This is a genomic window from Confluentibacter sediminis (genome assembly GCF_003258355.1).
GTDB lineage: Bacteria > Bacteroidota > Bacteroidia > Flavobacteriales > Flavobacteriaceae > Confluentibacter > Confluentibacter sediminis.
The window spans coordinates 55,765-81,170 of the sequence record NZ_QKPO01000017.1; the positions used below are offsets into that span (position 1 = coordinate 55,765).

Sequence of the window (25,406 nt, forward strand, 5' to 3'; positions counted from 1 at the left end):
AAACGGGATGTGGCGCAGTCCGGTAGCGTACACGGCTGGGGGCCGTGTGGTCGCAGGTTCAAATCCTGTCATCCCGACAAAATAGTATATCAATCTATATCAAAAACCTGTTAATCGTATGATTTACAGGTTTTTGAATTTTTAACGGTTTCATATGAAAGCAAAAATTACTGTTAAAAAAGTCAACAAATCGGATAACAAATTTATTTTTTAAAAAGTGTTGACCGAATTGTTAAAATTGAGCAATTTGTTGTGATATTAAATGTATCTTTAAAGTGATTTGACTTTCGTCTGGTAATAAAAAAAGTATTAACAAAAAGACGAAATCATGAAAACGACAACAACTTTCAGTATCCTGTTCTGGGCAGATGTGGCCAGAGCAAAAGACAACCAAGCCTCCATTTATGCAAGAATCACTGTAAACGGCAAGCGAGCAACGCTGAGTTTAAAATGGAAAGTTCCCGTATCGGATTGGGATGTCCATAAGGGTAGGGCGCGTGGAACAAACCAAAATTCAAGGAAACTTAACAACTATCTAGAACAGGTTAACAGCGACCTTTTTAAGTGTTACCAAGACTTGAAGGCAGAGCGTAAGCTAATAACCTCTAATGCCATCAAGGCAAGATACTTAGGAGACGATGAACAGAATCATTCCATTATGGATATTATCGGCTACCATCAGGAGGACATGGAGGACAAGTTAAAGTGGGGCACTCAAAAAAATTACTACACTACCGAAAAGTATATATCAAAGTTTCTGTTGAAGAGTTATAAAACCACCGATATGTATTTACGAGAACTCGATTATAATTTTATACTCAAGTTTGAAAAATATCTAAGGGGATATGTTCCAAAGGATCACCAAAAGAAAATGGGTAACAATACGGTGATGAAGCATATAGAACGATTCAGAAAGCTTATAAATCTCGCTCTTAAATTGGGGTGGGTGGAAAAAGACCCATTTATAAACTTTAAGGCCCATATTATAAAAACAGAAAGAGGGTTTTTGAGTTCAGACGAGTTAAATGCAATAGAGGAGAAACAATTTACAATAGAGCGGCTGCAACTGGTAAAGGATCTGTTTGTGTTCAGTTGCTATACTAGTTTAAGCTATATAGATGTGATTAACTTAACAGAAGATAATATTAATATAGGGATTGACGGCGAATTGTGGATTCATTATAGAAGGGAAAAAACAACCAAGGTCATTAGAATTCCCTTATTGCCCAAAGCTATACAAATTATTGAAATGTATAAAAGCAGCCATAAATCGAAAGCTCAAGGAAGCATATTCCCTAAAATATCAAACCAGAAACTGAATTCCTATTTAAAGGAAATTGCCGATGTATGTGGTATCAAAAAAAATCTAACCTTTCATATAGCCAGACATACCTTTGCTACGACGGTCACATTAAGTAATGGTATCCCCATAGAAACAGTTTCAAAGCTGTTGGGTCACTCTAAGATATCCACGACCCAAATCTATGCTAAGGTCATAGAGAGAAAAGTAAGTGATGATATGAAAGCTTTAAAAGTCAAGCTTCACATTCAAAGAAAAAGTAATGGTTTAAGCTCATAACCCGAAGGTCACTGGTTCGAGTCCAGTTCCCGCTACGAGCAAAGACAAGGGTTTCAAGAGATTGAAACCCTTTTTTATTTTCAGTGGGTACAGAATAATTCCATTTTTGTCGCCAACATTTTAAATGTGATTGTTTGTCATCATTTACTCTTAAACGATATGAAATTCCCATTTATCGTCTCCAAGTTAATTATCTTAGAATAGGTAAAATTGATAATCTAAACTTTAAGGAATATAACCCGGAGGTCGGGGGATCGTGCCCCCCTCTCGCTACCAGTAATAACAAGGGTTTCAATTTCTTGAAACCCTTTTTTTACAATTTTATTGCGATTGCTAAAACATAGCTAAAACATTTTTGATTTTTAACACTTTTGTAATCTGAATAGTATTTGGTTTCATTTGAAATCATTTTTTTTCAATTACCATGAAAACCTAAGGTATTAGGCGACGAAAGCTTAAAAGTTTATCCTTCCGAAAAACACAAATTCACCATCAACACTGCAAGAATGCTCCAGAAACATTCAATAGTTTCCAAAAGATTGAAAACGATACCATATGTCATGCAAAAACAACAAGTGAGTATACTTAATAAATACTAAATAGTCAATTCACCTTGCACCTCTTATATAATTTTTTAAACAATTGCCAGTAACTGAGGGACAGAACTAAAAGCATAACACCGTAATTGAATAAAAAAATAGAATAAATTCATTTCTCTGTGATTGATCAAAAAATCGACCTCAAATACTTGTTTTAAATTACATGTAACAGGGATTCTTAGTATCTATATTTAATCTAAAATCCCGCTATTGTAATGTCTAAAAAGCTAAACAGGGAAGTACTTAATTAACTTCTGAAATAACCACCATATCTATTTCAACCTCTTTCTCCTCAAACTTAAGCCCGTACTTGCCCAGCTCATTATTAACATTATTCATATCTTCTGTGCCTCCTTTTATCTCAATATCTATATTTCCAGAATATCCAGTATTATTTACAATAGGCATGGAATAATTATTGTGCTTAAGTGATATCAGTCTTACAAAAAAATCAATAGGTTGATTTTCAAATTTGAAATTATCATCTTTACTGGAAACATAGCGACTACTTTTCTCCGTTTTATAACGTCCTAGGTTATCAGTTTCTACAAGGGCCAAGCATTTGACCTTTCTTTTAGCCACGTTGCCCTCAATCCCAAAATAACCCTTAAAAAAACGATTTAAATCCTGATGCATCAAGTCCAATAACATTGATTTACTCGACATGTTATTGCCTGGAAAATTAAGATTATAACAAAACGTATTTTTCTCACGCCAGGCTATATAGGTACTATCTTGTTGGTAATCCCCGGTAATATGATACTTTGGACCACGAATTATGTTTTGTAACGAATCATTAACTTCTAATTTGATGTACACATCAATAGGAAAATTTGGCATTTTACACGCAGTTGCGTAAAGTGTCATAATGCTTGCGTTTTGAATCAAGATTTGATCTCTGGTCCTTTTTTCTATAGAACCTGCACCAAGGCGAGGTGTAATTATGGACTGATAATAAGGTTGTATACTTTCCAAAACCATAGGTTGTGAAATATCAAAATCATCATCATCCTTTAAATAGGTTTTAAGAGCCTTTCCTTCAAGAACCTTTTGTATATTCTCTTCTGTGGCAGATTTCCACCCTGTAATGGCCAAAACCGTATCATTTTTAACCCATACTTGATGTGGAACGGCTCTATATGGAAATTGTTTCCTTAATAGTGTATCCTCTGTAATAATTGGCAAATTCCACATGAAGCTCTCTGCCTTTTCCTTTACCAATACATCGGCCTCACTTGTCACCAAAACAATTAACAGATCATCTGAAAATTGTTTTTGTAGTTTTTCTAAATGTGGTACTGATGTTTTACACGCACCGCAATAAACAGAAACAAACTCTAAGATAATTAACTTGTCACTCATATCTGTTTTGAACGATTGGCCTAAACTTGATTTGATATGCGCTTTTAAGTTTGTCATTGAGACATGATCTCCAACGGAAAGCGTTTTAATTTCTTGAGCATTGGCCCTTGCAAATTGCAAAACCATTATCGTTAATGCAATAGGTTTAATTAAGGATGATTTGAATTTTCTCATTTTCTATATTTTAATTTTATTTATTATACCTTTCCTAGTTATAAAGACCTTGCAATAAACCCATCCTCACTTAGGTTATCTATGTAAATACTCAGATCCTGGACTTAGTTTTTGAAAGGTCTTTTTTTAAGGAAAGATAATGTTGAGTAAGGTGGATTTCTTTTTTTTAAACACCAGAAACACACCTTACCCATTTAAATCAATAATTTATCTTGGATTCTGTTCCATACCGGAAAGCTCTATTACATCATCTGGTAATGGCAAAACATAGCGTTCATCATTGGGAGGTAATGTATACGTCTGCCCATTTATGGTTCTTTCGAGCGTCATGGCAAATTCAGGCTCTTGGTTCAATCGCCTTAAATCCATCCACCGGGAACCTCTAAAAATCAAGGATTTTCTTCGTTCCCTTAGAACTATCTGTAAAGCTTCATCACTACTGTTTGCTATGAATGGCTCAAAAGTCCCGGTGGCCCATCGGGTAACCAACAAATCATTTAAATAATCCATGGCTAGGTCCTTATGCTCCAATCGTGCTTCACATTCTGCAGCCATAAGGTATATTTCATCCGTTGCCAAACCATTAAATTGGCGAGTTGATCCATCATAAGTACCTCTAAAAGCCGTCCTGCCGTTGTCATCAAAGTAGTAAATGCTCTTTCTCAAATCATTATCATCATAGGATCCATAGAGTGTTGAATCTATGTAATGCCGATTGAATGTATCTGAAAAGGGATAAAGCGTACTTATAAAAATAGTTTCTTCATTAAAGCGGTCAAAAGGATAGGTTACACTGGGATCTAAATCATTATAATCCAACAAAGTTGTACTTAAATCTAAAGAAGCCTTGGCATATTTTAGGGATTCTTCATAATTTCCCATTTGCAAGTAAACTTTGGCCAGAAACCCATTAGCGGCAACTTTACATGGCCGTGTCTGTACTAACGGAATATTGGGTAATAAATCCAAGGCTTCCTTAGTGTCCTTTATAATTCGGTCATACGTTTCCTGAACCGTGGAACGTGTTGACTTAATAGTTACATCGGGCTCAAGCCTCAATGCGATTCCCAAATCTGTTCCCGCTGTTGTCACATCGTATTGTTTACAATACACTTGCGACAGTTGAAAAAACAGCCATGCTCTGTAGAATAGAGCGCTACCTTTGGCATTATTCCACGCTTCCAACTCTTCAGTTGTAGGTGAAATATTATTGATACTTTCCAATGCAACATTCGCATATAAAACCCCTAAATAAGGTGAGTTATAGCTATAACTGGTAGGTTCCGTATAAATAGTTTCAGCCCAAATGATTGCATTTTGCTCTTCTGGTCTAATGCCGGCCCAATCCTCGTCCTGAATATAAAAATTGTCCGTGCCAATAACACCTAACATGGGGCTTTTTGAAAAATTCATTCTAGAAGAATTATCCAACAAGGCCTGAACATCTGTTATTGTTTCAGGAACAACCAGTTGTTTATTCTGCTTTACTTCTAACCAATCACTATCACATCCATATAAAACAACAGTGATCAAGACGAAAATGTATTTATATATATTATTTTTCATATGCTTTATAATTTATTTTTCTCATTAAAATGTTACATTAACACCAATAGAATATATCTTTGGGATCAAATAGGTTGTATTGGGGTAATCAGGATCCAAACCGGTTTTGCTCGCTTGCCATAATATCCCTAGGTTACGGGCATTGGCAAATACGCGAAGTTCCCTAAATGGCAATCTCGGTTGGGCATTCTTGCTAAGTGTATAGCTTAAATTAATATCTTCCAGTCTTATATGATCACCCTTTTCCACATGGAGTTCAGAACCTTGATACATAAAATCCCTGTAAAAGTCAGATGATTCAGGCATGGATGGCACTTGTGTAATCAATTCATCACCTGGTTGTTGCCAACGGTTTGCGTAATCGCTATGAACTTGCAAATCATTAAAAAGTCCGTCATAACCTAAACTGCTCTTTCTAAAGTAATAATTGGCTTTCCAACTAATATTGGCACTTAGGGTAAAGTTTTTCCAGCTAAAGTTATTCCTGATGGCTCCATAAACTGGCGCAACATTAACGCCGTGATAAATAAGGTCTTCATAGGTTAGGCCTCTAACATAATCCCGATAGTCATTAGAAGGCTGACCATCAACCACTAATATCGGATCCCCAGTATTAGGATCAAGGCCTTGCCAAGGGAGGCTATACACTCCGTCAATAGGTCGGCCTTGCTGTGGAAGATTGGAAAAATTATTGGTAGTGCCAGCCAGTATATTATTAGTCGTAATGGATTCACTGTTAAATTCTAAAATTTTGTTCTTGGTCCAACTAAACAAAATAGTCGAAGTCCACTGAAAGGCTTGATCTATATTGATGGTATTGATTTCAAAGTCCATCCCATAGGTCTTGGTTTTAGCATAATTTACATTGTTAGCTAAATTTCCAAGATCTTGACCTGCCGTTGGATCTAAAGGAACTTCCCCAATAATATCACTTCCCAGTTTGTTGAAATATTCCACAGACCCCGTAATACGTTGGTTTTTAAATCCAAAATCCAATCCCAAGTTCAACATTCCAACTTTTTCCCATTTAAGTTGGGGGTTTCCAGGACTTCTTAGGACAATAACAGGTAAGTTAGTCCTGTTACTATCCACCGTATATCTTCCAGTTGGAAATGCCGTTGCTGATTTATTTACATTACCATTATATCCATACGTTGTCCTGATACGCAAGTATGGTAGGATTTCTGAGTTGTAAAAAAGTTCTTTTGAGACATCCCAACTTCCTCCCAAGGACCATAAGGGTACCCCTTTTTGGTTAGCTTTTACACCAAATAAATTTGAGGCATCGTACCTTGCACTTCCAGAAATAACGTATCTATTCTTAAAAGAATAGGAAGCATTTCCAAAATAAGAAAGATAGCGGTCAGTTAGATCAGCTGTGCTTTCTGAAGCCGATGGCAAGTAAGATGAACCAGCAGGCCTCAAAGGAAATCGTGTCGTAAAATCCAATTCATTATTAAAAGTAAGCACATTATCATCATACCCAAAAAGTTTAAATCCGCTTTGTGTAGCATGTACTTCCCTAACCTCCATACCTATTAAGGCATCCACACGGTGTTCAGAATTAAACCGTTGATTGTAATTTAGCTGTACCCTACCTGAATGGGCAATTTGCTGGTTATAACGTTGAGCTAAAACGTCCCCATAAGGAAACACTCGCGTTCCATCGGCTTGGGTAAACCTATTTACCTGGTGCCTTGTTAAATAACTATCCTTGTCCTGTCTGTTTCTTAATTTACTGTCAGAACGCTGGTATTGGTATTTTAAGTCGATATTGAAATAATTTAAAAAATTATAACCAACACCCATGTCAATTCTATAATCTGTCGTTCGGGTAACTATGTCCCTTAATGCCTTTTCCTGTAATGGACGGTACTGCCAATCCAACAATCCATTGGCTTCTGCCTCATCCAAATAGGTAGAGCGCAACTCATTGGTAACTGGAAGCCATTGGCCGGAATCATCTGCAAATCGATTATATGGCAATTCAGTACCGATACTACCCCAACTAGAACCATTAGATTTCTGCTTTTGGTTGGTTATGTTTATACCCAGTCTCAGCTCAAGTCCCTCGACAGGGCGAAAGGTTTGGTTAGAAACCAAGGTTATACGATTGAGTTCATCACCGTCCCTATTGGCTAGATTCCTATCCAAACCACCCGATAGGTAATACTCGGCTTTCTGACTCCCTCCCCTTAGGCTTAATGAGGTTTGCTGTTTCAGGCTATTTCGGTAAAAATACTTCTCGGCTTCGTTCCTAACATCATATTGAGCCAAACGAGTCAGTTCTTGGTTTAATTCTGAAGTTGAAATTAAACCATCTCTTTCCTGTGCTAAAAGTTCTACCACTGGAGATATTGCAGGATACCTACTACTATTAAGGTCACTATTATAAAATCCTCTATCAAATAGGGTTTGTTCCAGTTCGATATAATTCTTGGATGTAATAAAATCAGGAGAATAATGTAAGTCAGGTGTTGCTCCTATGGTGACGTTATTATTGAATGAAACACTTAGGGGTTGGTTCCATTGCCCCTTCTTCATGGTAATAACTATGACACCATTGGCTGCTCTAGCACCCCAAATAGACGCTGATGCAGCATCACGCAAAACCGTAATACTCTCAACATCATTGGGGTTTATGGTATTTATATCACCCTCAAATGGAAAATTATCTACTACTATTAATGGACTGTTATCCGATTCGATACTATTGATTCCCCTTATACGTAGTGACCTAATATCTTCTCCTCTGCTATCACTCACCTGTCTCTTATCGAACAACAAACCTGGTACTATATTTTCCAATCTTGTAATGATATCTGTACTAACCGTTCTGTTGAACAATTTATTGTCAATTTGTACAAATGAACCAGTAGCTCTTTCCTTTGGCAGCTCTTGAAATCCAGTACTTACTAAGGTGACCTCTCCCAATTCCGAGATTTCTTCAGTCATGATTACGTTTATGGTCTTTTGACTTCCAACCGTTACTTCCAGGGTCTTTAAACCCAAGGCTGAAAAAACCAATGCATTTTCAGGATTTGGAACGGCAATGGAAAAAGCACCATCAAAATCAGTAGCCGTTCCCTTGGTGGTGCCCTTAATTAGAACGGTTGCTCCAACTACCGGCACCCCACTTTGGTCAGTCACCTTTCCGGAAACCGTTATTTGCTGTTGGCTATTGGCCTCTTTTATTAGAATCGTATTGTCTTTTGTAAGGACAACGTTTAAATTAGCTTTTGCTAAACTAATATTCAATAGCTTACTTGTACTGATAACTCCCTTTTTGAGATGAACCTTTGGTAGGTCTTCAAAAATATTTTCCTCGTAAATGAATTTATAGTCTGTCTGATTCATGATAAGATAAAATATTTCATCAATAGTGATTGTTTTATCTTCATCAATTTTGATTCTTGAATTCTGTGAAATGACGTCTCCGGGTGCCAAACTGAAAACGGACAAACAGTAAAAGAAAAGAAGCGTTCTTATCATAAATTTAAGTATGTGCTTCCCCAGAGGGAAACCAGGGTTAGTTAATTTATTTTCCATAAATTTGTGTGTTATTGATTAGTTACGATGTTAATTAATTGATTTCTTACAGGAGGGATAAGGCTTATACTTACCAAGGTGACAGCTCTTTTCCTCCTTTTTTATTTCTTTATTTGATCATAGGCTCTAGGTTTTAGTTTTATTATATCATCGTTTGAAAAATTTACCGGGTCATTTCAGGTATATGGTTTTCTCATATATTTCATAATTATTAATAGAGGTGGATTTAATAGCCGACAGGATTTCCTCTATGCTTTGGCTTTTACCCAAAATCCCCTTAAACCTTACCTCTTCTAGTGATTTTTTTTCAAAAACGACCTCAAAATCATACCATCGCGATAATGTTTTCATGATCTCTTTCAAGGACTTACCATCAATAAAGTTAAAGATGCCCTCTCTCCAGGCTGTTGCAACTTTAATGTTGACATTCCTAATTTCTATATTCTGAGTACTCTTGTCCAAAACGGACTGTTCCCCTGGTTTTAGGTTTTGGGTATGATTACCATACTTCAACCCAATTTTCCCCTCAGCCAACGTAGTATAAATCAAAGGTTCGTCTTTGTAGGCCTTGACATTGAATTCCGTACCCAATACTTGGATAGTTTGGTTATTGCTAACCACTTTAAAGTCTGAGCCATTATGTTCCATACTAGGGGATACATCAAAATAAGCCTCTCCGTAGATCAACTCCACCTCTCGACTTTGACCTTCCACAAAATTAACAGGATATTTTAATTGGCTTTCTGAATTAAGCCAAACTCTCGTGCCATCAGAAAGGACCATTGCAAACTGTCCCCCACGGGGAATTGTCAACGTATTATAGGCTATTTCTCCTTTTGTGACTTCCCCTGTTTGATAAACTATTTCCTCTCCATTACTTGTAGCCCTTTGGTTTTCATAAACCATGCCCGATTCAAGGGCAATAAACTCACCCGTTTCAAGGGTCAATATTGCTTTGTTTCCTCCAGGTATAATTTGGTTATTGATAACAACGGGCAGGTCCTTGACTTGGGTATCCAACCACCTATCCTTATACAAATAACCGCCTACTATCATGCCAATTATTAGTATTGCTGCAGCAGCATAACGCAGCCATGATAAGGGAGTTCTCTTAGGGTTGCTGTTTAATCGTGCCTTGATTTGGTCAAAGTCACCAATAAATGGAGTATCCATGTTAATTAAATGATGGGTTTCCAAAAAGGCTTTAAAATACGCTTGGTTCTGCTTATCCCTTAACCACAAATCCAACATATCCATATCTTGATGCGATAGGGATTGGTGGATGAATTTTAGGATTAGATGGTCTATTTGCTTTTGCTGCATTGCGACTGTTTTATAATAATTCTCAAAAAGGATTAAAAACCCTCTATTTTTCTATATTTTTTTTATTTTGGACAAATTGCTTTATGTTTACATAAATTTACATATTAAATTTATAGCCTTTGAAAGACACTGAATTCAAATTAGTGGTCGCATCATTTATAAAGGGGGATCTAAGGGCATTTGAAATTATATACAATCAATTTTATGAGGCTTTATGCCTCTATGCTTTAAGATACACGCCAGATAGATCATTGGCCGAGGATATTGTTCAGGACACCTTTGTCGATCTATGGATCCATAGGAAAGGAATCAGCGAAGAACACTCATTTAAGAGTTATATTTATCGGATTGTCTACAATAAGCTGATGGACGTTTTTCGCCAAGATGCTAAAACACAGAAAATGTATGCTTCCTATTACCAACAGCCTATGGCGCAATTTATATCAACTTTAGACGCTGAACCAGGGTATAGAGAGGAGCTTATGACCAAACTCAAATATTGTATTGATAAACTTCCAAACCGCTGTAAAGAGGTGTTTTTAAAAACAAAAATGGCAGGGCTTAAATACAGCGAAACGGCCAAAGTATTGAACCTGTCCATTAAAACAGTTGAAGGCCATGTTGGTAGGGCTTATGTCTTCATCAAAGATTGCCTTAAGGTGTTTAATCTTAAAACTATTTAGATTTCCTGAAGATGTAAGGGTTATTTTTTTCGACTATAAACTTATTTCAATCGAATATTTTCCATAATAATAAAAACTTCAGACTTTGTCCATCAGGGAAGCCAACCACTATGAAAAGTCTACAAAAACCTGAACAAAAACAACTCCTTTGATGGTAAGATCCTTCTTAAGAATTCACAAACCATGGGATCTAGCCGTATTTACCTCTTGGTAGGGCCATAGCGGCCATCCAGAAATTGAAACCAAAAGCTATGTTCACTTTTACGAACACTTCAAAAATCAAGATATCATTACAAGTAGGATTATCCTCTTCTAAGCTTGATACCAAATGAATATTTACTACAAGCCCAAGAATTTACTGCCTTCCCAATGCAGAGCATTAAATAAAAACAAGGCTTAATCGATTTCTATCATTAAGAGAATTGGGCTAAATCAAGTGAATTTTTAAGTGGTGGAGAAATAATACGGGTGATGGTTTATGGATTGACAATTTCACATCAATCATCAGGTATTATAGACGAGCCTATAAATAATCTGGACATCCAAAATATTGAAATCTGACACCTACCATCAGTGTACAGTAGAAAACCCTGCTTGTTGTATGTTGTATTTTACAACGAAAGTTACTTTAAATAAAATTGAATGAACAATCGAACTTAAATACAAAAACCTATAAAAATGTAATTATTTAATCACATAATCGGAAAATTTCCGATTATGTGATTGTTTTTTGACATATTATTGTTAAATTTGGGTTAGTTAATCGGATATTTTCCGATTATCATATGTAAATATGACAGTATGCATTTTAGAACAATCATAAAAGGGTAGTGTCTCAAATTAGTGGTTTTTGTAATTTTAAAACATAACTATTTAATAATTAAATAAGTGTTGAATAATAAAATTTTAAATCGGGTGTATTTAGATATGCCCGATTTTATTTATGGACCTTAACGCCACTAAAATCGGTATGTCCTTAAACCTGATGGCTCAGATTAGCGGTTAAAAACTACTTGCCTTATCAATATCAAGGATAAACCTTAGTTCTATTAAATATATCGAGTATATTTTAGCGGCTTGATCTAACGGTTTACAATTTATGCTCTGTAAAAAATGTAACCACGGCTGTACTAAAAATGGATTCCAAGCTAATGGTGTACAACGATATTATTGGATAGGGCGGTCAAGGTGTGCCACCTCCAGCGGATAAAAGTGAACATAGCAATAATTATTGCAAACCCTTTTATATCTTCGGCTGAAGTGAGTTTTTAAGTGGCTCAAAAAATTCCGTTTTCAGTGGTTAAATTTAACCGTTTTTTGCAGGTTAGGAGATGAAATTGATAACCTACCACTATGAGAAGAAATGAGATATTATAATGTTTTTATAATATTTATTGCAATTCTATTTTTTCAAATGATTCTTGTATTTCGCTCATTAAGCAATTCTATGTATTGAGCCTTCATATTATCAGATAAAAACGAGTTTTCAATCCATTTAATAGCTATTGATTTATTTTTGTTAAAACGTTTAAAAACACCTGCGATTTGCTTATCTGTTAAATTTAGGCTTTTGCCAAGAGCTTCAAAATTAGAACGATTTAGTCTACTTTTTTTACCTTCAATAGTTAATGCCATTTCTTCTTTATCTCCAGGATTTATGATGGTTACATTGAGTAAGTCATAAGCAGGAGATAGCAACCAACCAGAATTAGATTGAATCATCGAGAAGTTTTTAAGATGCATGTCATTATTTCCTGTTATGAAACTAAAGAGGGCTAATTCAAAAAAGAAAATTTTGTCCAATATCGTATTGCTTGAATATGTGCCCAAAGCTTTGCCTATTTTTTCCATAGAACTTTTGTATTTGTCGAAGGCTTCGGTAATTTGGAACATATCTAACATATGAATCTTTTGGTTATCATCTGTCCTGTCAATGCGTTTTGTGATATAGGACAACTCTCCAGACTGTAAACGAATTAAACTAGACTTTACAGTTTGTATACCATATGCTTCTGCAATACGCATGGTTACATGCTCATTTTGTGGCATGCCGGGATAGTCCTTTGATGGTGGTTTAAAAATGAAATTTCCACCTAAAGCACCAACAACTGTTAATCGAAAGTTTGTGTTTTGTGTCAAATCATCTACTATCGACAGGGATAGTTTTGGCTGTACGCCTGGAACAGCGACACTGCGTTCAATAACGTCCTTTGCGAGTTCAGACATTTGGTTTAATGAATACTCTAGTTTTGGAGGGGTTTCTGTTCCAAAAAATGATAGGCTACATGCTTTATGAAAGTCAATTTCATGGTCTAGAGGTTTGTAACAGTATAAACAATTAGGCTTCATTATCTTCTCTTATTGGTTGGACACTAACAGCTCCTATACAGTTTTGGCAACAAGCTAGTAATAATCCCATACGATCATTAGGGTTTAATTTCCAGTTTTTAGTCGCTATGTTCAATAGCCAGCCTTCAGGAATTAAACCTTCAAAGAATGGAAATAACCGATTATCTTTATAGGCTTCTTCTCGAACAGGCATTGTAAAGGTTATGAATTGATTGCTATGGTTTTTAACGTAGTCTTTGCTGTATTCAAATAGGTAGTCGCCATCATCGGTTTCGGTGAGAATACCTGCAATTAGGTCATTGTAAAATATAGATGCTTTTCTCATTCTTGATGGTTTTTAAGAGCTTTAGAATCTATGGGGGCAAGCTCATGACCAAACATACTTAGTACAAGGTTTACCTTATCCATGTTCAAATTGGTTTTGCCTTGTTCTATTTTCCTAATCACAGTCAAGGCAACACCAGCACGCTCTGCAAACTCTTCTTGGGTAAGATTAACGTCTTTTCTACGTGCTTTTACAAATTCAGATAGCTCTTTCATTATATGTTTTTAGATATAATTTTAATCAAATATAGTGAATTATATGTAAATACGTATATTTTTATAGTTAAACTTTATTTTATATGTATATACGTATAATTTTATTATGAAACCCCATGCTTCCAGCACATATCTTTTCCTGCATTTCGCTCACTACATGCACTCAAAAATAAAAGCTTACAGCTCCGCCTAATATGAGTGGTGGTATTTTAGACCATTTTATTTATAAAGACCTAAAATACCACAACCCATATTTTTAGCCAACCCGCAGTTTTAAATTTCAATCTAAAATAGAAAACCTTGAATAGCAAGAGATATAAGATTAGTCCAATAAGTCCCACTTCCCACTATTTTAAATTTCACAAGGTTTTTTAATCCACTTCCGAGCCATCACTGTCCCATCTTTTTTTGGCAGCAAAACAACAACATTCATTCTTGGACGACGGCATAAAGCCAGGCTCGTGCCTCGCTCTTTTTTATACGTCTTACCAAGCCTGAATATTGAATCACAACAGGCATCAAAAAAAGATAACAGCTGACGGCTCTACGGGAAGTAAATCAAAATATCAGATTATGAAATCATATCAAAATATCCAAAAAGGAAGTGGCACTAAAAAAAATCAAAAAAGAAAAACGCTTCTGGATACAATAAGTAAATCACTGAATATTAATCCCATCTGCTTTTTGTAGATACTAAATCAATTTAATTATGGGAACATTAAAAAACAATGTACAGTTAATTGGAAACGTCGGACAAGACCCAACAATTACAACCTTGGAAAACGGAAAAAAAGTAGCAAAATTTCCATTGGCTACCAATGAGCATTACAAGAATGCCAAAGGCGAAAAACAGACCCAAACGGATTGGCACACTATCGTGGCTTGGGGCAGAACGGCAAACATTATTGAAAAATATGTGACAAAAGGAAAAGAAGTTGCCATTGTGGGCAAACTGACCTCAAGAAGTTATGAGGACAAGAATGGTACAAAGTGCTATGTGACCGAAGTGGTAGTGAGCGAAATACTCCTTTTGGGAGGCAACGAGTAAACAAAAATAAAGAGGGCATCTCTCTGGAAAAGTTGTGCCCTCTTTTCATTATTAATCTCTAAAGACAAAACAATGAAATCGAAGATTCACGAATTCCAAAGCAAATATTCAGAAATGAGTAAAGACAAAGTTAACGAAGTAAAAATCAGTTACAAAGAGAAAATTGCCCTATCAGATTCCCCGGTCATTAAAAATTCAGCTGATGCAGGAAGACTACTTTTTGAGACATGGGATAAGGACACCATATGCATACAGGAATCCTTTAAGGTGCTATTATTGAACAACTCCAATAAAATCAAGGGGATTTATCAATTATCCACTGGTGGCATTACCGGAACCTTGGTGGACGTCCGCATTTTATTTGCCGTCATTTTGAAATCCCTTTCGGTGGGGGTGATTTTATCGCATAGCCATCCGAGTGGAAAGTTGATGCCCAGTGAAGCGGACAAGCAGCTCACCGAAAAAATCAAGAATGCAGCTGCTTTTTTTGATGTGAAAGTGTTGGACCATATCATCATTGCCCCAGATGGTGGGTATTACAGCTTTTCGGATAACGGTATATTATGATTTAACACCTCAATTATGGTCTATTTAAATTACAACAACCTCGATAACGAAACCCAATTATACTTGATTTCCAAATCAAAAAAAGATGTGGAAAAGCGTTTTGGGGAGCAATTAAGGAACTATGCCAGGGAACACAACGTTAATTACGATACCCTGTTGGAAGAAGAAGCGATACGAAATCTATACAATTATAAGTATGTTTTCAAAATATGAACATCAAACCGAACCAAACAAGCCCATTTATTATGATGGGCTTTTTTTATGCGTAATTAACTGAAAATATTATCTTTATAACGTTGCATACCAACATCTTTTGGTCATTGTGTTTTTTGATTTGACTTTCCTAAAATGACCAATCCATAAATTAAAAATAGGACATCCGACCTTGGTTGGGCGTCTGAAAATTTTGGTCCCTGACGGGACGAAATCGAGTAGCAAGAGGGTAACACGCAGGGCGATGTTACGGGAATCGATTTTTGCACAATCCCTTATAAATAAAGGGATTGAGGAGATTGGAATAATAGGGGGTAAGGTGGTTTTCACGGAAAAATCGTCGCAGCCCAATAAAATCAGCAAATTTTTCACGGAAAAATGGACCAGGGATATGAAAGGGAACGGTTTGAGAGCCTGAGCATCAAAACGTCCGTAGCCAAGAAATTCAGGAATTACTGCAAGAGCATCTCCAAATCGCAGTCCATGGCCTTGAGGCTTATGGTCGAATTTTTTGAGGATAATGGGGTGTCACCGGAAGACCGTCTTGGCGAGACCTTAGCTTCCTTAAAGGGACAGATCATAAAACGCTCCAATGCCGTCATTGCCATTATCAAGAACATTGAGAAGATGCACCACAAACCAACCACGGCCATTCTGCAAACCTTATTTGAACAGATGTCCCAAATAGAACCTGATGAAAATGAGACATTTGATTTTGGGGAGCCCAAGTTACTTCCCGAAAATGAAGAACTAAACCATTATAAAAATGCCTATTACAAAACCCAAGAGGCCTATAACGATTTAAAACAAGAGACCAAGGGATTGCTCAAAAAGGTAAAATACGTCCGGAACAATTTCGGTATCGGGCATTACCGTTTGAACATCACCAATGAAGCCCTTGAAACCATAAAACAAAAATTGGAACATGTACATCACCATAACACCACAGAAACTAGGCGATAATTATGGACAGGGCGTGGCTGATTTTGTTGCGTATCTGGAAAAGGAAAATGAAGGTAAATCCATGGAGGACATGGAGCCCTTTTTCAACCAACATGGCGACCAAATCTCCTCTAAGGAAGTCATTCGTGATATTGATAACAATACCGCCAAGCTCAAAAAAACAGAACCCAAATTCTATTCCATAACCCTTAATCCAAGCCAACAGGAACTGAAGCACCTGACAAACCATTCTGAAGATTTAAGACAATACACACGGGAGGTCATGAAGGTGTACGCGGCATCCTTCCATCGTGAGATTGATGGTAGGCCCATCACCGTAGACGATATAAAATACTATGCCAAAATAGAACATGAACGGACCTATAAGGGCACCGATAAGGTGATTCGGGACAATGCCCCGTATTATGGGAAAATCGTCGCTTTAAAGAACGAGATTCAGCAAATCCATAGTGGAAAGCTTTCAGGTGACATCGCTTCAAAAATGCAACAGATCCAACAATTGGAACGGGAGGCTCCCCATCAACTCAACGGACAAATGATTACCCAGGGCATGGCCAAGGAGGGATCCCAATCCCACATCCATATCATCGTGAGTAGAAAAGACCAGTCCAACCGCTACAGCTTGTCCCCAGGGAGTAAGTACAAGGCGTCTGAGGTGGAAATGAATGGTAAAATGGTCAAGCGTGGGTTTGATAGGGATCGGTTCTTTGGAGCATCTGAGTCCACTTTTGATTCCTTATTTCAGTACAAACGAAACTATGTGGAAACCTACCAAGCCAGAAAAACACTGGTCAAGCAGCCTCAAATGTATTATGCCAATATTTTGGGCTTGCCAAGCAACGAGAAAGCCATCGCCTTTAAATTGCTGGGGCAGGCAGGGCTGAACACCCCGCTCATGAACCTCCCGACCAATAAGGTGCAATTGGTAATGAAGGCCATCAAACACGTAAAGCGAGTTCTGGGTAAGGCCTTGGAATCGGGTTCCATTGGTATATGATTATGGATTTCGGTTTTAACATAGTATATGGATTCATGGGAATGCTCTTCTTGGGGTTGCTTTTGTATGCGTTTTTATTACAGGACCAAATCAACATCCCCAAAAAGTACCAAGTCCATTTTAAGCTCAAATATGGGCATTTCAAATTGGACAACCTTAGGCGTGGGGTCTCAATCATTGGTTCGGCCGGTAGTGGAAAGACGGAAAGTGTGGTCTATAATTTGTTGCAACATGTCAGCAAGTATGGTTTTTGTGGCATTATCCATGACTATAAGGATTTTGAACTGACCGAAATCGCCTACCCCTTATTCAGGGACAGCCCAGAAGTGACATTCTATACCATAGCATTTGATACCATCCACCACAAGGTCAATCCGATCGCCCCGCACTACCTGCCCAATGAGGAGAGCGTCAATGAGCTATCAAGGGTGCTTGTGGAAAACCTTTTGGAACAAGGGGAACAGTCCAATGCCACAGCCCGTTTTTTTAACGATGCCGTGGAAGGGCTATTGGCTGGCCTGATCTGGAAATTAAAGACCGATTATCCCAAGTTTTGTACTTTGCCCCATGTTATAGCCGCTTTCCAAAGTATGTCGACCAAAAAGCTGGTGGCATTCCTAAGCTCGAATCTGATTGCAAAAAGCATGGCTAGTGCCTTTATCAATGGCATCGAATCCGAAAAACAGACCGCAGGGGTAAAAAGTACCCTGTCCAATGCCTTAAAAAAAATAAGCTCCCAAAAGCTGTTCATGGTACTATCTGAGGATGGTGTGCCTTTAAATATCAATAGCAGTGATAATCCTTCGATCATCTCCATTGTCAATAATCCAAAATACGAATCGGCATATGCACCGATCATTGCTGCCATCATGCATACCGTCATCAAACAAATGAGTGTTAGAAACCAACAGTCTGCCTTTGTGCTGATGGAAGAGGCCCCAACCATAAAATTGACCAACATGCACCGCATTCCGGCAACGCTTAGAAGCTATGATATTGCCACGATGTATGTCATGCAGGATAAAATCCAGAATGACATGCTTTATGGGGACAAGGCCAGTAAGGCCATTTTAAGTAACCTATCTTATCAGTTTTTTGGAAAGGTCAATGACCCTGATACCGCCAAATACTATGAACAGTTTTTTGAAATCATTAAAATACCCACCAAAAGCATTAGTAGGAGCAGTGGACTCACTTTGGAAAGTCGTATCACCAAAGGGGAGAAGGAAGTCTCGAAAAGACGTGCCGGGATATTCTTTAGATTGAAACAGGGAGAGTTTGTGGCTTTTGCGGATGGTAAGGATCGAAAGGTGCAGTTTAAATTGCAAAAAATAGAAAAAACCAGGCCCGAGAGCCATGTGATATATTCTGATGATGAGTTGAGATGGCAGCATGAAGGTATCTATCGGGATATTAGAACGCTCTCGGGCAAGAATGAACAATAGTTGGTTGCTGGGGACCGTTAAACAAATAGCTGCGTAAAATCTTCTGCACATCCACATTATTCTTTTGTGGGATCAAATTGGTCTCTATATCTTCATGGCTTGTAATTTGTTCAGAACTATCAATGAAACCATACCCTAAATAGACGTTGTTTTTTATTAGGACAAAAGCGTCTTCTTCTGGATACCTTCCTTTTTCCTTGATGATAACATCCCTGGAGTTTTCAATGGTGTGCTTTATGGCATTTTGAACACGGATGTTGTAGTCATCGACAGATTCATTTTCAACACAAATACCTTTGCAGGATGTAATGGAATAATGGGAACATTGGCCAACGCCTTCCTGCAGATGGCAATACTTAGGACATAATTCAAATTGGATGCAAAGACGTTCCAGAAATTGCCTGCAATCCGTTATGTTGTAAAAGGTCTGTAATGGATGGGGTGTTGCTTTTAACGTGTTATAGGCTAAATGGATGATGCCATGTCTGTCTTCAAAATTGAATATAGCATAGGCCTTGGGTGTTCTTTTGGAAGCTCGATTATACTCTGGAAAGTAATGTTTTATGGCAGCATCTTCCATCAGAAGTGCGATGAGCTCACTGCCGGATAGTTCAAAATCAATGTGTGCCGTTTCCCGACAGAGGTTAAGCTCCCGTTCCGTTTTATTGTAAAAATGACCTAAAACACGTTTCTTTAAATCCTTTGCTTTGCCCACATAAATAACCTTTCCTTTTTTATTCTTAAAATAGTAAATACCTGCTTCGTTTGGGATGGCGTTAAAAACGGCACTCGGTAAATGTGGCGGTAAGGTGGCTTCCTTAGAGGATTTTTTAAGAAAATCATTGAACACGGTTTCAGAATCCTTGGTACTCAATAACCTTTCAAAAAGAATGACCGTGGCTTCAGCATCGCCTCTTGCCCTATGCCTGCCGTTGATATCAATGTCAAGGGCATGGCAAATCTTGCCTAAGCTATAGGACTTATGTCCCGGGATTAATTTTCTGGAGAGCCGAACCGTGCACAGTTTTTTTCTTGTGAAATCCATACCTATCGCTTTGAACTCATTACGAATCACATTGTAATCGAAATTGACACTGTGGGCCACAAAGATGCTTCCATCCGTGATGTCCAGAATTCGCTGTGCGATTTCTGAAAAAGTAGGTGCATTGGCAACCATGAGATTATCAATACCTGTCAAGGCCGTGATGTAATCGGGTATATAACTTTCAGGATTGACCAAGGATGTGAACTCATCAATAACTTTGCTGCCATCATATTTGAAAATGGATATCTCCGTTATTTTATTGCCTTGCCCTGTAGTCTCAATATCAACAATCGTATACATTACCGCATTTTTTCCAAAGCTTTCAATTCAACTCCCAAATCATTGAACATACTTATGATACTGCTTATTTTCAGGTCCTGTTCACTATATTCCTGGGTATTGATGCTGCACGTGAACTCCCATAATTCAAGGACTTCGTCTATGGGGATGCTGTAGTCATGGTATGCTTTGTTATCTGATATTAGTAACAATGAATTATTGAGTTCAATATTATTTATCACCCGCTTATACACCATGCCATCATTTAGGGTCACCAAGACATAGGTTCTGCCACTTTTTATTTCGCTTCGGTCTTCCACATAGCGACCCACCACATAAGAGCCACTTTTCATGGGCAGCATGGAATCGCCCTTGATGGGAAAGGCCCTGTGTTTTCCCGTGGGCAAAAAGGGTAGCTTTATTTTTTGTAATTGTTCGATATACTCAGGGTCATCGTAGCCTGCTAAATACCCTGCTGAGGCTTTTATTGGAACGACCTCAATCAAGTTGTTATTATCATTGTCCACAGTGATCGGGAACAAGATGCGTTGGTTTCCAATATCTATAAAAGAGGAGTCCGTTGCTTTTGTTAGGTCATTTCTCAACAAAATATCAATGGGCAATTTAAAATAATCAGAGATTTTAATCAACATCTCTATGGTGGGTGCTGAACGTTCTTCTTCGTAGGAGCCAATTCTGGAGCGTGGGACCTGGAGTTCATCTGCCAAAGCTTCTTGGGATAGCTTTTTAAGTCCCCTTAAATGTTTGAGGTTTTTTGAAATCATTTTCATAATGCTACAAATATAAGCAATAATTACTAAATAATGTAGCTAATTTTGTAGCATGAACAAAAATATATTACATCTGGACTTGGATACCTTTTTTGTGTCTTGTGAACGATTGATAGACAGTCGATTACAAAAGCGTCCGTTATTGGTTGGTGGCACTGGTGATCGAGGTGTTGTTGCTGCCTGTAGCTATGAAACACGGCGTTTTGGTGTTCATTCTGGGATGCCCATGAAATTGGCAAAACGATTATGTCCAGAGGCCGTTGTCATCCGGGGCAATGCATCCATTTATACCAAGTATTCGCAACAAGTTACAGAGATCATTAAGGAAAATGTCCCCATTTTTGAAAAAGCCAGTGTCGATGAATTTTATGCCGATTTAAGTGGGCTGGATAAATTTTTTGGGAGCTATAAATATGCCTCTGAAATGCGGGCAAAAATCATCAGGGAAACAGGCCTGCCCATTTCCTTTGGTTTATCATCCAATAAAATTGTTTCTAAAGTAGCGACGGGCGAAGCGAAACCTAATAACCAATTACGTATCGATCCTGGTTTTGAAAAATCGTTTTTAGCCCCATTGTCCATTAAAAAAATTCCTTCAGTAGGTGATAAGACCTATCAAATCCTTAGAAATTTAGGCATTGATAAAATGGGCGTGGTACAACAAATGCCTGTGGAAATGATGACCAGCGTTTTGGGTGTTAATGGTAGGACTATTTGGAAACGCGCCAATGGTTTGGATGACCCACCACTGATTCCGTTCCATGAACGGAAATCCATTTCAACGGAACGCACATTCAGCAAGGATACGACGGACATAGTTAAACTACGTTCCACCATTTTTGCGATGGCAGAGAACTTGGCTTACCAATTACGCAGGGGCGATAAATTGGCATCTTGCATTAGTGTGAAAATTAGATATTCGGATTTCAATACCTATTCCAAGCAATTGAAAATTCCTTATACAAGTGCCGACCACGTGTTGATTCCTAAAATATTGGAGATGTTTGATAATCTTTACCAACGCCGATTGTTGATCCGTTTGGTGGGCGTGAAATTCAGTGACTTAGTAACTGGAAACTACCAGATTAATTTATTTGATGACACAGAGGACATGCTAAGCCTTTACAATGCGATGGATAAAATCCGTAGTCGTTATGGTGAATTAAGTATTCAAAAGGCAGCTTCCATGGGCGCAAAAACCATCGGGCGTTTCCATAACCCATTCAATGGGGAACCGCCAATTTTATTGGCTCATAGACAGCAGTAATGTACCTCAATTGCCATACCTATTATTCCCTGCGCTTTGGAACGTTTTCAGAGGTGGCCCTCCTTGAGCTTGCCGCCAAAAACAATATATCGACACTGACCCTGACCGATATCAACAATACATCTGCTTGTTTGAATTTCATTCGGAAAGCCAAAGAATTCAATATAAAGCCCATTATCGGCATTGACTTTAGAAATGGTGCTTCTCAGCAATTTGTGGGCATTGCAAAAAATAACCAGGGGTTTCAGGAACTGAATGCGTACCTATCGGAACATGCACATTTAAAGAAAACCATTCCCAATGACGCTCCAAACTTTAAGGAGGTGTTTGTGGTGTATCCTTTTGAAAAGGTGTTACGGAACGAAAAGAAACAATTTAAGGATTATGAGTTCATTGGGGTATCCATTGAGGAACTCAAAAAATTACCATTCTCCATCTATACTTCTTATACTGATAAACTGGTGATTCAACAACAAGTCACCATTCGCAATAAAAGAGATTTTAATGCTCACCGCTTATTAAGAGCCATAGATAATAATACGCTGCTAAGTAAGCTACAGGCTTCTGAGGAATGTAAGACCACAGATATCATGCTGTCTCATGACCATCTAAAAATGGCTTACCAGCAGTATCCCTATATCCTCACCAATACGGAAAACATTTTGCAGGAGTGTGCTATTGATTTTAGTTTTGGAACGGATCGGGTATCACAAAACCAACGGGTGTATTTGGAGTCCCCGGAAGCTGACTATGAACTGTTGGTAAAACTCTGTGAGGATCACTTACATAAACGTTATGCCAATCCCAACGCCAAGGTCAAAGCCCGATTGCACACCGAATTGACCATCATTAAGGCCATGGATTTTGTGTCCTACTTTTTGATAAATTATGATATTGTTTCCTATTCCAAACGGATGGGCTATATCCATGTGGGGCGGGGGAGCGGAGCGAACAGTATCGTGGCGTATATTATTGGTATAACGGATGTGGACCCCATTGAGTTGGACTTATACTTTGAACGTTTTATCAATCCCTTTCGAGCATCTCCTCCCGATTTTGATATTGATTTTTCATGGAAGGACCGGGAGGATATTACCCAATACATCTTCAATCGCTTTGAAAATGTCGCCTTATTGGCTACCTATAACACCTTTAAATATCGAGGGGTCGTACGGGAATTGGGGAAGGTATTTGGCTTGCCAAAGGAAGAGATTGACAAGTTGAGTGATGGCAAGTATACGGAAGCGAGTTTGGACGCCATGTCCAAATTGGTTTTAAAGTATGGACAGCTCATCAGGGGCTTTCCGAACCATTTGAGCGTCCATTCCTGTGGCGTATTGATTCTGGATAAGCCCATTCATCACTACTCTGCTACCGATTTACCACCCAAAGGCTTCCCGACCGTTCAGTTCGATATGATTATTGCCGAAGATGTCGGGATTTTTAAGTTCGATATCTTAGGGCAACGTGGCTTAGCCAAAATCAAGGAAGCCATCGAAATCATTCAATACAATAGACCTGAGTTGCCGCCAATAGATATTACCCAAGTGGAGGCCTTCAAAAAAGACCCCAAAATAAATGATTTATTAAAAAGGGGCAAAGCCATTGGTGCCTATTATGTGGAATCTCCTGCGATGCGTGGCCTAATGCAAAAGCTAGAGACACAGGATTATTTGGGATTGGTGGCAGCTAGTTCCATCATCCGTCCGGGGGTGTCCGATTCTGGTATGAAAAAGACATTCATCGTCAGGCACCGCAATCCCGAAAAGCGCCATGAAGCCAATCCCATGCTTTTGGCCATTATGCCCGAGACCTATGGGATTATGGTGTACCAAGAAGATGTGCTAAAAGTGGCGAATCAATTTGCTGGTTTGACCTTGGGGGAAGCGGATGTGTTACGTCGTGGGATGAGCGGTAAGTTCCGATCGAGGGAAGAGTTTATGGCCGTGGAGGAGAAATTCATCAAGAATTGCAAAGATAAAGGCTATGCGGATGACCTGACGTTTGAAGTCTGGAACCAAATTAAAAGTTTTGCGGGCTATGCCTTTGCAAAGGGGCATTCGGCATCGTATGCCGTGGAGAGTTACCAAAGCCTCTACCTGAAATGCTACTTTCCTTTGGAGTTCATGGTGGCGGTTTTAAACAATGGGGGCGGGTTTTACAGTACCGAACATTATATCCATGAAACCAAAATGTGTGGTGGCATCGTCCATCCGCCGTGCATCAATCATAGTCAGCACGAAAATATATTAAAGGGGAAGGATATTTATTTGGGCTTTGGTTATTTGAAAAGCCTCGAATCATTGACCATCAAACGGTTCCTCACCGATCGGAATTTCAATGGTGCATTTACCTCTTTGGATGACTTTATCGATCGGATTACCATCAGTATTGAGCAAATAACAATTCTTATACGAATTGATGCCTTTAGGTTCACCCAACGACCCAAGACCGAACTCTTATGGGAATCCATTTTTAAATTGGGTGCCAACAAAAAAGATACCATGCAGGCCAAACTCTTCAAACCCAACCATAAGAAGTTTCAGTTGCCTACGCTCATCACAACTTGGATTGAAAATGCCTATGACCAAATTGAACTGCTGGGATTTCCCTTGTGCGGTTATTTTGATCTGGTAGATGAGGTCTTTCAGGATAACATTAGGGCGTGTGACATGAACAAACACATCAATCAGAACGTATTGCTTTATGGTGCCTTGGTAAATACCCGGTTCCATAAGACATCCAACGGAAAGTTGATACGGTTCTGCACTTTTGTGGATAGCGAAGGCAACTATTTTGATACCGTGCATTTCACGAAAGTGGTCGATACCTATCCCATCCATGGTATGGGGGTGTATGCCTGCTATGGAAAGATTACCGAAGAATTTGATTTTTGTAGCTTGGATATCATATGGTCGAAAAAGATGTCCTTAAAACAAGACCCTAGAAGTCAATAGAACCCGTATCACTCACAGGGTTAATAAGTTAGAGGAGGGTTTTAAAGTCACATTGAACGATACCGCTAATGAACTTATTTTTCATAAACCAAAGTACCACATCAGTTTTC

Annotated in this window: 19 protein-coding genes and 1 tRNA gene; 11 read left to right on the plus strand and 9 right to left on the minus strand. The window is 38.2% G+C overall.

The genetic code is table 11. The annotated features are described in order from the left end of the window. The first annotated feature begins 3 nt into the window (after nucleotides 1-3). Nucleotides 4-77 (plus strand) — tRNA-Pro (locus tag DKT72_RS15100). 251 nt (nucleotides 78-328) lie between these two features. Further along, a complete protein-coding gene (locus DKT72_RS15105; RefSeq protein ID WP_111309578.1) occupies nucleotides 329-1,579 on the plus strand; it encodes a site-specific integrase in 1,251 nt (416 codons plus the stop codon). An 842-nt stretch (nucleotides 1,580-2,421) separates the two neighbouring features. Here DKT72_RS15105 and DKT72_RS15110 read toward each other — a convergent pair. The 4 genes from DKT72_RS15110 to DKT72_RS15125 all read right to left on the minus strand — a co-directional run bounded on the left by DKT72_RS15110 (nucleotide 2,422) and on the right by DKT72_RS15125 (nucleotide 10,152). Beyond that, nucleotides 2,422-3,714 carry a TlpA family protein disulfide reductase gene (locus DKT72_RS15110; RefSeq protein ID WP_111309579.1) on the minus strand — a complete coding sequence of 431 codons (1,293 nt, stop codon included), beginning with the start codon at nucleotides 3,712-3,714 and terminating at the stop codon, nucleotides 2,422-2,424. A gap of 207 nt (nucleotides 3,715-3,921) precedes the next feature. Continuing rightward, on the minus strand, nucleotides 3,922-5,280 hold the full coding sequence (locus DKT72_RS15115; protein WP_111309580.1) for a RagB/SusD family nutrient uptake outer membrane protein: 1,359 nt from the start codon (nucleotides 5,278-5,280) through the stop codon (nucleotides 3,922-3,924). A 24-nt stretch (nucleotides 5,281-5,304) separates the two neighbouring features. Next, nucleotides 5,305-8,829, minus strand: coding sequence for a SusC/RagA family TonB-linked outer membrane protein (locus tag DKT72_RS15120; protein WP_111309581.1), 3,525 nt, complete (start codon nucleotides 8,827-8,829; stop codon nucleotides 5,305-5,307). A 171-nt stretch (nucleotides 8,830-9,000) separates the two neighbouring features. Next, nucleotides 9,001-10,152 (minus strand): FecR family protein, encoded by a 1,152-nt coding sequence (locus DKT72_RS15125; protein WP_111309582.1) that lies wholly within the window; start codon nucleotides 10,150-10,152, stop codon nucleotides 9,001-9,003. 119 nt (nucleotides 10,153-10,271) lie between these two features. Between DKT72_RS15125 and DKT72_RS15130 the strand changes: the two genes are divergently transcribed. Beyond that, nucleotides 10,272-10,835 (plus strand): RNA polymerase sigma-70 factor, encoded by a 564-nt coding sequence (locus DKT72_RS15130; protein ID WP_111309583.1) that lies wholly within the window; start codon nucleotides 10,272-10,274, stop codon nucleotides 10,833-10,835. Between the two features lie 1,410 nt (nucleotides 10,836-12,245). On the opposite strand, the gene DKT72_RS15135 is transcribed toward DKT72_RS15130, so the two are convergent. From DKT72_RS15135 to DKT72_RS15145, 3 genes are read right to left on the minus strand one after another with little or no spacing between them, the layout of a single operon-like run. Beyond that, nucleotides 12,246-13,184 (minus strand): HipA domain-containing protein, encoded by a 939-nt coding sequence (locus tag DKT72_RS15135; RefSeq protein ID WP_111309584.1) that lies wholly within the window; start codon nucleotides 13,182-13,184, stop codon nucleotides 12,246-12,248. Beyond that, nucleotides 13,174-13,509, minus strand: a complete 336-nt coding sequence (locus DKT72_RS15140; protein ID WP_111309585.1) for a HipA N-terminal domain-containing protein — start codon at nucleotides 13,507-13,509, stop codon at nucleotides 13,174-13,176. Before DKT72_RS15140 ends, DKT72_RS15135 begins: the two co-directional genes overlap by 11 nt. Beyond that, a complete protein-coding gene (locus DKT72_RS15145; protein ID WP_111309586.1) occupies nucleotides 13,506-13,724 on the minus strand; it encodes a type II toxin-antitoxin system Y4mF family antitoxin in 219 nt (72 codons plus the stop codon). Before DKT72_RS15145 ends, DKT72_RS15140 begins: the two co-directional genes overlap by 4 nt. 709 nt (nucleotides 13,725-14,433) lie before the next feature. Here DKT72_RS15145 and DKT72_RS15150 point away from each other — a divergent pair. The 6 genes from DKT72_RS15150 (at nucleotide 14,434) to DKT72_RS15175 (ending at nucleotide 18,957) form a co-directional block, all read left to right on the plus strand. Beyond that, nucleotides 14,434-14,772, plus strand: a complete 339-nt coding sequence (locus DKT72_RS15150; protein WP_111309587.1) for a single-stranded DNA-binding protein — start codon at nucleotides 14,434-14,436, stop codon at nucleotides 14,770-14,772. 114 nt (nucleotides 14,773-14,886) lie between these two features. Further along, nucleotides 14,887-15,339 (plus strand): JAB domain-containing protein, encoded by a 453-nt coding sequence (locus tag DKT72_RS15155; RefSeq protein ID WP_111309634.1) that lies wholly within the window; start codon nucleotides 14,887-14,889, stop codon nucleotides 15,337-15,339. Between the two features lie 15 nt (nucleotides 15,340-15,354). Further along, complete coding sequence (locus DKT72_RS15160) at nucleotides 15,355-15,552, plus strand: hypothetical protein (protein ID WP_111309588.1); 198 nt, start codon at nucleotides 15,355-15,357, stop codon at nucleotides 15,550-15,552. 378 nt (nucleotides 15,553-15,930) lie between these two features. Next, nucleotides 15,931-16,515: a BfmA/BtgA family mobilization protein gene (locus tag DKT72_RS15165; protein ID WP_317048446.1), complete on the plus strand. Its 585-nt coding sequence runs from the start codon at nucleotides 15,931-15,933 to the stop codon at nucleotides 16,513-16,515. After that, a complete protein-coding gene (gene mobB, locus DKT72_RS15170) occupies nucleotides 16,478-17,512 on the plus strand; it encodes a MobB family relaxase (protein ID WP_111309590.1) in 1,035 nt (344 codons plus the stop codon). The genes DKT72_RS15165 and mobB overlap by 38 nt, the downstream gene beginning before the upstream one ends. A 2-nt stretch (nucleotides 17,513-17,514) precedes the next feature. Continuing rightward, nucleotides 17,515-18,957: a type IV secretory system conjugative DNA transfer family protein gene (locus DKT72_RS15175; protein ID WP_235841736.1), complete on the plus strand. Its 1,443-nt coding sequence runs from the start codon at nucleotides 17,515-17,517 to the stop codon at nucleotides 18,955-18,957. Here the strand turns inward: DKT72_RS15175 and DKT72_RS15180 are convergent. Together DKT72_RS15180 and DKT72_RS15185 are read right to left on the minus strand one after the other, a co-directional pair. Further along, nucleotides 18,926-20,302: an exonuclease domain-containing protein gene (locus tag DKT72_RS15180; protein WP_111309592.1), complete on the minus strand. Its 1,377-nt coding sequence runs from the start codon at nucleotides 20,300-20,302 to the stop codon at nucleotides 18,926-18,928. The genes DKT72_RS15175 and DKT72_RS15180 overlap by 32 nt on opposite strands. Next, entirely contained in the window at nucleotides 20,302-21,072 is a 771-nt protein-coding gene (locus tag DKT72_RS15185) for an XRE family transcriptional regulator (protein ID WP_111309593.1), read from the minus strand. Before DKT72_RS15185 ends, DKT72_RS15180 begins: the two co-directional genes overlap by 1 nt. Nucleotides 21,073-21,124: 52 nt before the next feature. Between DKT72_RS15185 and dinB the strand changes: the two genes are divergently transcribed. Beyond that, nucleotides 21,125-22,339 (plus strand): DNA polymerase IV, encoded by a 1,215-nt coding sequence (dinB, locus tag DKT72_RS15190; protein WP_111309594.1) that lies wholly within the window; start codon nucleotides 21,125-21,127, stop codon nucleotides 22,337-22,339. After that, nucleotides 22,339-25,296, plus strand: coding sequence for a DNA polymerase III subunit alpha (locus tag DKT72_RS15195; protein ID WP_111309595.1), 2,958 nt, complete (start codon nucleotides 22,339-22,341; stop codon nucleotides 25,294-25,296). Before dinB ends, DKT72_RS15195 begins: the two co-directional genes overlap by 1 nt. Nucleotides 25,297-25,406 lie beyond the last annotated feature (110 nt).

Bases quoted from the DNA above. Each gene is read 5' to 3' on its own strand.
- DKT72_RS15185 (WP_111309593.1), bottom strand. From the start codon at position 21,072: ATGAAAATGATTTCAAAAAACCTCAAACATTTAAGGGGACTTAAAAAG.
- DKT72_RS15105 (WP_111309578.1), top strand. From the start codon at position 329: ATGAAAACGACAACAACTTTCAGTATCCTGTTCTGGGCAGATGTGGCC.
- DKT72_RS15160 (WP_111309588.1), top strand. From the start codon at position 15,355: ATGGTCTATTTAAATTACAACAACCTCGATAACGAAACCCAATTATAC.
- DKT72_RS15195 (WP_111309595.1), top strand. From the start codon at position 22,339: ATGTACCTCAATTGCCATACCTATTATTCCCTGCGCTTTGGAACGTTT.
- DKT72_RS15165 (WP_317048446.1), top strand. From the start codon at position 15,931: ATGGACCAGGGATATGAAAGGGAACGGTTTGAGAGCCTGAGCATCAAA.
- DKT72_RS15145 (WP_111309586.1), bottom strand. From the start codon at position 13,724: ATGAAAGAGCTATCTGAATTTGTAAAAGCACGTAGAAAAGACGTTAAT.
- DKT72_RS15120 (WP_111309581.1), bottom strand. From the start codon at position 8,829: ATGGAAAATAAATTAACTAACCCTGGTTTCCCTCTGGGGAAGCACATA.
- dinB (WP_111309594.1), top strand. From the start codon at position 21,125: ATGAACAAAAATATATTACATCTGGACTTGGATACCTTTTTTGTGTCT.
- DKT72_RS15125 (WP_111309582.1), bottom strand. From the start codon at position 10,152: ATGCAGCAAAAGCAAATAGACCATCTAATCCTAAAATTCATCCACCAA.
- DKT72_RS15155 (WP_111309634.1), top strand. From the start codon at position 14,887: ATGAGTAAAGACAAAGTTAACGAAGTAAAAATCAGTTACAAAGAGAAA.
- DKT72_RS15150 (WP_111309587.1), top strand. From the start codon at position 14,434: ATGGGAACATTAAAAAACAATGTACAGTTAATTGGAAACGTCGGACAA.
- DKT72_RS15135 (WP_111309584.1), bottom strand. From the start codon at position 13,184: ATGAAGCCTAATTGTTTATACTGTTACAAACCTCTAGACCATGAAATT.
- DKT72_RS15175 (WP_235841736.1), top strand. From the start codon at position 17,515: ATGGATTTCGGTTTTAACATAGTATATGGATTCATGGGAATGCTCTTC.
- DKT72_RS15110 (WP_111309579.1), bottom strand. From the start codon at position 3,714: ATGAGAAAATTCAAATCATCCTTAATTAAACCTATTGCATTAACGATA.
- DKT72_RS15115 (WP_111309580.1), bottom strand. From the start codon at position 5,280: ATGAAAAATAATATATATAAATACATTTTCGTCTTGATCACTGTTGTT.
- DKT72_RS15180 (WP_111309592.1), bottom strand. From the start codon at position 20,302: ATGTATACGATTGTTGATATTGAGACTACAGGGCAAGGCAATAAAATA.
- DKT72_RS15140 (WP_111309585.1), bottom strand. From the start codon at position 13,509: ATGAGAAAAGCATCTATATTTTACAATGACCTAATTGCAGGTATTCTC.
- mobB (WP_111309590.1), top strand. From the start codon at position 16,478: ATGTACATCACCATAACACCACAGAAACTAGGCGATAATTATGGACAG.